Origin of the sequence: Longimicrobium sp. (assembly GCA_036387335.1) — a bacterium.
In the GTDB taxonomy this organism is placed as follows: domain Bacteria; phylum Gemmatimonadota; class Gemmatimonadetes; order Longimicrobiales; family Longimicrobiaceae; genus Longimicrobium.
This window is the reverse complement of the sequence record DASVTZ010000256.1, coordinates 1-5,557: the sequence shown is the minus strand read 5'-3', so window position 1 is coordinate 5,557 and position 5,557 is coordinate 1. Positions and strand designations below refer to the sequence as shown.

General features: G+C 72.1%; 5 protein-coding genes. All 5 read left to right on the top strand.

All coding sequences use genetic code 11. The features are described 5' to 3' along the window. Nucleotides 1-102: 102 nt before the first annotated feature. Complete coding sequence (locus tag VF647_25820; protein HEX8455524.1) at nucleotides 103-1,623, top strand: phospholipase D-like domain-containing protein; 1,521 nt, start codon at nucleotides 103-105, stop codon at nucleotides 1,621-1,623. Nucleotides 1,624-2,141: 518 nt separating this feature from the next. Next, complete coding sequence (locus VF647_25815) at nucleotides 2,142-3,371, top strand: transglycosylase SLT domain-containing protein (protein ID HEX8455523.1); 1,230 nt, start codon at nucleotides 2,142-2,144, stop codon at nucleotides 3,369-3,371. A 99-nt stretch (nucleotides 3,372-3,470) separates the two neighbouring features. Then, the gene (locus VF647_25810) at nucleotides 3,471-4,433 is read left to right on the top strand and encodes an alkaline phosphatase family protein (GenBank protein ID HEX8455522.1); all 963 of its coding nucleotides are present in this window, start codon (nucleotides 3,471-3,473) and stop codon (nucleotides 4,431-4,433) included. After that, nucleotides 4,430-5,071 (top strand): HAD-IA family hydrolase, encoded by a 642-nt coding sequence (locus tag VF647_25805; GenBank protein ID HEX8455521.1) that lies wholly within the window; start codon nucleotides 4,430-4,432, stop codon nucleotides 5,069-5,071. Before VF647_25810 ends, VF647_25805 begins: the two co-directional genes overlap by 4 nt. Nucleotides 5,072-5,348: 277 nt before the next feature. Then, nucleotides 5,349-5,557, top strand: a 209-nt coding sequence (locus VF647_25800; protein ID HEX8455520.1) for a saccharopine dehydrogenase NADP-binding domain-containing protein, incomplete at its 3' end; no start/stop codon positions are given.

Here is a 5,557-nt window from a genome sequence, read left to right as displayed (position 1 = left end):
CCCCCCCCCCCCCCCCGTGCCCCCGCCCGCTGCTTCTGGCCGCGCATTTGCTTTCCCCTTCCGCGCCAGCCATACCGTCCACCGATTTCCCACGGGTCCGTGTTGGAAACCCCTCCCGCCCTGCCCAATCCGCCCACCGCGAGAGCGTCGGGGCTGCGCACGCTCGTGCGCTACGCGGAGCGGGCGATGGTGCGCTCGTCGGACGCGGGGGAGATCAGCGGGAACTCGGCGCGGCTGCTGGTGGATGGGCCGCAGGCGTTTCCCGCGTGGCTGGAAGCGATCGCCGGCGCGCAGCGGTGGATCCACCTGGAGAACTACGCCATCCGCGACGACCTGGCGGGGCGCACCTTCCGCGACGCGCTGGCGGAGAAGGCGCGCAGCGGGGTGCCCGTGCGGGTGCTGTACGACTGGGTGGGGTGCTGGGCCACGCCTCGCTCTTTCTGGCGCCCGTTGCGCGAGGCGGGCGCCGAGGTGCGCTCCTTTGCGCCGCCCAGCATCACCGATCCGCTCCACTTCATGCGCCGCGACCATCGCAAAGTGGTCGCCGTGGACGGGGACTACGCCTCCGTAGCCGGGATGTGCATCGGCGACGAGTGGGCGGGGTCGCCGCACGAGGGGATCACCGCGTGGCGCGACACGGGTGTGGAGTTCCGGGGGCCCGCGGCGGCCGCCATCGACCGCGCCTTCGCCCGCACCTGGCGCGCCGCCGGCCCCCCGCTCCCCCCTGGCGAGGTGCCTGATCCGGAGCAGGTCGCCCCCCGCGGCGACGTGGCGGTGCGCGTGGTGGAGGGAGAGCCGGGGAAGAGCCGCATCTACCGTCTGATGCAGTTCGTGGCCGTGGGCGTGGAGCGGCGGCTCTGGATGACCGACCCCTACTTCGTCCTCCCCCCCGCGATGGTGGAAGCCCTCGCCTCCACCGCGCGCGACGGGGTGGACGTGCGCGTCCTGGTCCCGGCCTACAACAACTGGCCCATCGTGGGGGGGATGTCGCGCGCCGGCTACCGGCCGCTGCTGGAGGCGGGGGTGCGGCTCTTCGAGTGGGAAGGGCCCATGATCCACGCCAAGACCGCGGTGGCGGACGGGATGTGGTCGCGCATCGGATCCACCAACATGAACCTGGCGTCGCTGCTGGGGAACTGGGAGATCGACGTGGCCGTGACGGACCGCACCTTCGCGGCCGAGATGGAGGCGCTCTTCGAGGCGGACCTGGAGGCGTCGGTGGAGATCGCGCTGCGCACCTCCCCCGTGCCGGGCGCGGAGTTCAAGAAGGAACGTCGCGCCACCGAGCGCCTGGTAGTGACCGACGCGGAGGACCAGCGCCGCCCGGAGATTGCCTCGGCCCGCGAGGCGCGGGCGCACTCGTACCGGGGCACCGAGTTGGGGCGCATCGTGGGCCGCCTGGCGCGCGCCGGCACCGTCCTCGCGCGCGCGCTCGTGGGAGAGCGTCTGATCGGCCGCGAAGACATCGGCTGGGTGACCGCCCTCGCGGTGCTGATGCTGGTGCTGGCCGGGATCGGAATCGTGGCCCCGCGCGTCCTGGCCTGGCCCCTTTCGGTCGTCCTCTTCTGGCTCGCCATGGCCGCAATCGTGCGGCTCGCGTCGCGCCGGCGGCCCGCTGGGTAGGGGGAATGGGGAATGGGGAATGGGGAATTGGGAATTGGGCGAGAGGCCAGGACAACGGGACAGCCGACGGCCACCCACCAATTTGTCATCCTGAGGGAGCCGCCGACGCAGGAGCCGGCGGGGCGCTCCGGCCTGCCTGCGGCGACCGAAGGATCTAGCCGGCGAGACAGGAGGCCAGTGCGCGACTACGAGCCCCTCGTTGCGCGCAGTAGATCCTTCGCTCCGCGCCAGAGTTCGCAGACCGGTCGAGGATGGAGCTGCGCGTCGCTCAGGATGACAGAAGGGGGCGACGTGCCGCGCCGGCACCCGACCCCTTCCCATTCCCCATTCCCCATTCCCCATTCCCCATTCCCCTCTTCATCAGCAGGGTTGAATAACTCGTTGCGATGTACTATGTTAGATGCACGGAGCGGCGGCGGCGAACGCGACTCCGGCAGGTTCCCACCTTCGCCGCTCGCGGTTCCAGAGCCTTGCAGAAGTCCCGCACCACCCGCGGTACCCCCCATCAAGGAGGATGCATGGAGTTCAGGACGGCTTGGCCGGTCGCGGTACTGCTCGGCAGCGTCATGGGCGCCGCCGTGCTCGCCACCGACGGCCCGGATGCACGGAACACGGCGGCGCTCCGCAAGAGCCTGTTCGCCGCCGAGGCCCAGGCAGCCGACCCCTCCGCGAGCTTCGACATCCCGGTCGTCCGCAACGCCTCCGTGCTCCGCTTCGTAGGCATCTTCACGGGGAGCCAGCAGGACGAGATGGCCCTCTACCTCAAGCGCTCCGGCCGCTACGAGGAGATGATCCGCGCCAAGCTGCGCGCGCGCGGCATGCCCGAGGACCTGCTGTACCTCTCCATGATCGAAAGCGGGTTCAACACCAACGCCAAGTCGCGGGTGAGCGCGGTGGGCCTCTGGCAGTTCATGGCCCCCACGGCGCGCGACTACGGCCTCCGCGTGGACTCGTACGTCGACGAGCGGCGCGATCCGGAGCGCTCCACCGACGCCGCCCTGCGCTATCTGACGGACCTGCACGCGCAGTTCGGGGCCTGGTACCTGGCCGCCGCGGCGTACAACACCGGGCAGGGCCGCGTGGAGCGGGTGATGAAGAAGGTGACCGGGCGGTCGACGGGGAAGGACGGCGACTTCTGGCGCATCCGCCACGCCCTGCCGCGCGAGACGCGCGAGTACGTGCCGCAGATGGTGGCCGCGGCGCTGGTGGCCAAGGAGCCGCACAAGCACGGGCTGGGGAACGTGGAGCGCTGGCTTCCGCTGCGCGTGGACTCGGTGGACGTGCCGGGCGGAGTGGAGCTGGAGACGGTCGCCGCCGCGATCGGGTCGACGGAGAAGGAGCTCGTGCGCCTCAACCCACACCTGGTCCGCAAGATGACGCCTCCCGGGAAAAAGGTGTTCCCGGTCCGCGTCCCCCGTGGCCGCGGCGAGCTCTTCGCCGCCCAGTTCGAGCGGGTGAAGGCCGAGGCGGAAGCCCGCGAGGTGGTGCGCCTCGCCGAGGCGAAGGCAGCGGAGACGCGCCGCGCCGAGATCCGCCGGGCCGAGGCGAAGCGCGCCGAGACGCGCCGCGCCAGCCGCCCCCGCTCGGGCAGCCGGGCCCGCACCCACACGGTGCGCCGCGGCGAGAGCCTGTGGACGGTCGCCCGCCGCAACGACATGACGGTGGCGCAGCTCCGCCGGGCCAACGGGATGCGGAGCAGCAGCCGCCTTCAGCCGGGCCAGAAGCTGGTGATTCCGCGCGCTCGCTGAGCCGCCGGACGGTGTAAAACGGTCTAAGGCCGCCGTTCCCGCAGGGGAGCGGCGGCCTTCGCCGTTTGCTGGACCGCGCCGTGCACGTACATTCCCGCCATGGACCCTGCCCTCCTTCAGCCGCCAAGCCGCGCGATCCTCGTCTTTCTGGACGGCGTGGGGATCGGACCCGCGGACCGGGCGGTCAACCCGTTCGCGGCCGCCACCCTGCCGATCATCCGCGGGATGCTCGGCGGGCGCCTTCCCGTGACGGAGGACCTGGACCCGCGCGGCCGCATCACCTCCGCGGTCGCCGTCCTCGCCGCGGCGGACGCGACGCTGGGAATGGAAGGGGTGCCGCAGAGCGGAACGGGCCAGACGACGCTCCTCACCGGGCGCAACGCGGCGCGGGTGTACGGGCGGCACTTCGGACCCTGGGTGCCCACCGCGCTGCGCGAGATGCTGGCGGCGGAGAACCTCCTGCGCCGCGCGCGCGACGCGGGGCGCACGGTCGCGTTCGCCAACGCCTATCCCATCGCGCTGATCGACGCGGACCCGCGCATCTTCCGCCGCCCGGCCGCGCCGCCGCTGGCCGCCATCTCCGCCGGCGTCCTGACACGCGACGTGGAGCAGCTGGTGGCGGGCGATGCGGTCGCCTCCTCCATCACCAACGACCGGTGGCGCCAGCGCACGGCCGAGGTGCCGCCGGTGAGCGCGGAGCAGGCGGGGCGCAACCTGGCCGCCATCGCCGCCCGCGCGGAGGTGACGCTGTACGCGCACTACGACACGGACCACGAGGGGCACCGCGGCGGAATGGACGGCTCCGTGACCGCGCTGGAGCGGGTGGACGCCTTCCTGGGTGGCCTGGCAGGCGCGCTGGGCCCCGAGACGCTGCTGGTGATCTCCAGCGACCACGGCAACGTGGAAGACGTGCGCGAGGGCCACACCCTCAACCCCGTCCCGGTGCTGGCGATCGGCCCGGGGCGCGAGGCGCTGGCCCGCCGCATCCGCACCATCGCCGACGTGGCGCCCGCCATCCTGGACGCGCTCGGCATCCCCACACAACCCGACTCGACGACGTGACACCGATACGCGCGGTCCTGTACGACTTCGACGGCACGCTGGCGGACAGCACCGAGCTGATCATGCAGTGCTACCGCCACACCATGGCCACGCACCTGGGCGAGTGCCCGCCGGACGAGGAGTGGCTGAGCGGCTTCGGCACTCCGCTGGCGGACCAGATCGCCCGCTTCGCGCGCACGCCGGACGAGATGCGCGCGATGATGGACACCTACCGCGACCACCAGAACTCGATCCTGCGGACGGCGCTTCGCCCCTATCCGGGCACGGAGGAGGTGCTGTCCGAGCTGCAGCGCCGTGGCGTCCCGATGGCGATCGTAACCAGCCGCATGCGGCGCGCGACGTTGCTCGGCCTGGACATCTGCGGCCTGACGCGCCACTTCGAGGTCATCATCACCCCCGAGGACGTGCGCAACGCCAAGCCGGACCCGGAGCCGGTCCTCCTCGCGCTGGAGCGGCTGGGCGTCCCCGCCGCGGAGGCGCTCTTCGTGGGCGACTCCCCGCACGACGTCGCCGCCGGCCGCGCCGCCGGCACCCGCACCGCCGGCGTCCTCTGGGGCCCGTTTTCGCGCACGACTCTGGAGAAGGCGGGCCCGGATTACCTGCTGGAACGGCAGGACGAGGTGCTGGGGCTGGTGTAGGGGGCCCCACCCCCAGCGTCGCTCCGCGACGCATCCCCCTCCCCCAAAAACTACCTTGGGGGAGGGGGAGATCGCCGGCAACCGTGCGCGGCCTCCCCGCCAAGCCGCGGCCCTGCCGTATCCCATTCCCCATTCCCCATTCCCCATTCCCCTCAGTTCCCCCCGCCTTTCCCTCTCCGCCACCGCCCGCTATCTTGCCGCGCCGCGCGCCCGGAAAACGGCCGCGCGGCCCCTCGCCATCGATCAAAAGACCGCCTTTGCGACAGGAGTCGACCGTATGCGGATGCTCGTGCTCGGCGCGGGCCTGCAGGGTTCTGCGTGTGCTTACGACCTGCTGGCCAACACGGACCACGAGGTGGTCATCGCCGACCTCAAGGTCGACGCGCTTCCCGCCTTCCTCCAGCCGTACCTCGGCGGCCGGCTGACGGCGCAGCAGGTGGACGCCAACGACCGCACCGGGATCCGCGACGCCATGGAAGGCGTTTC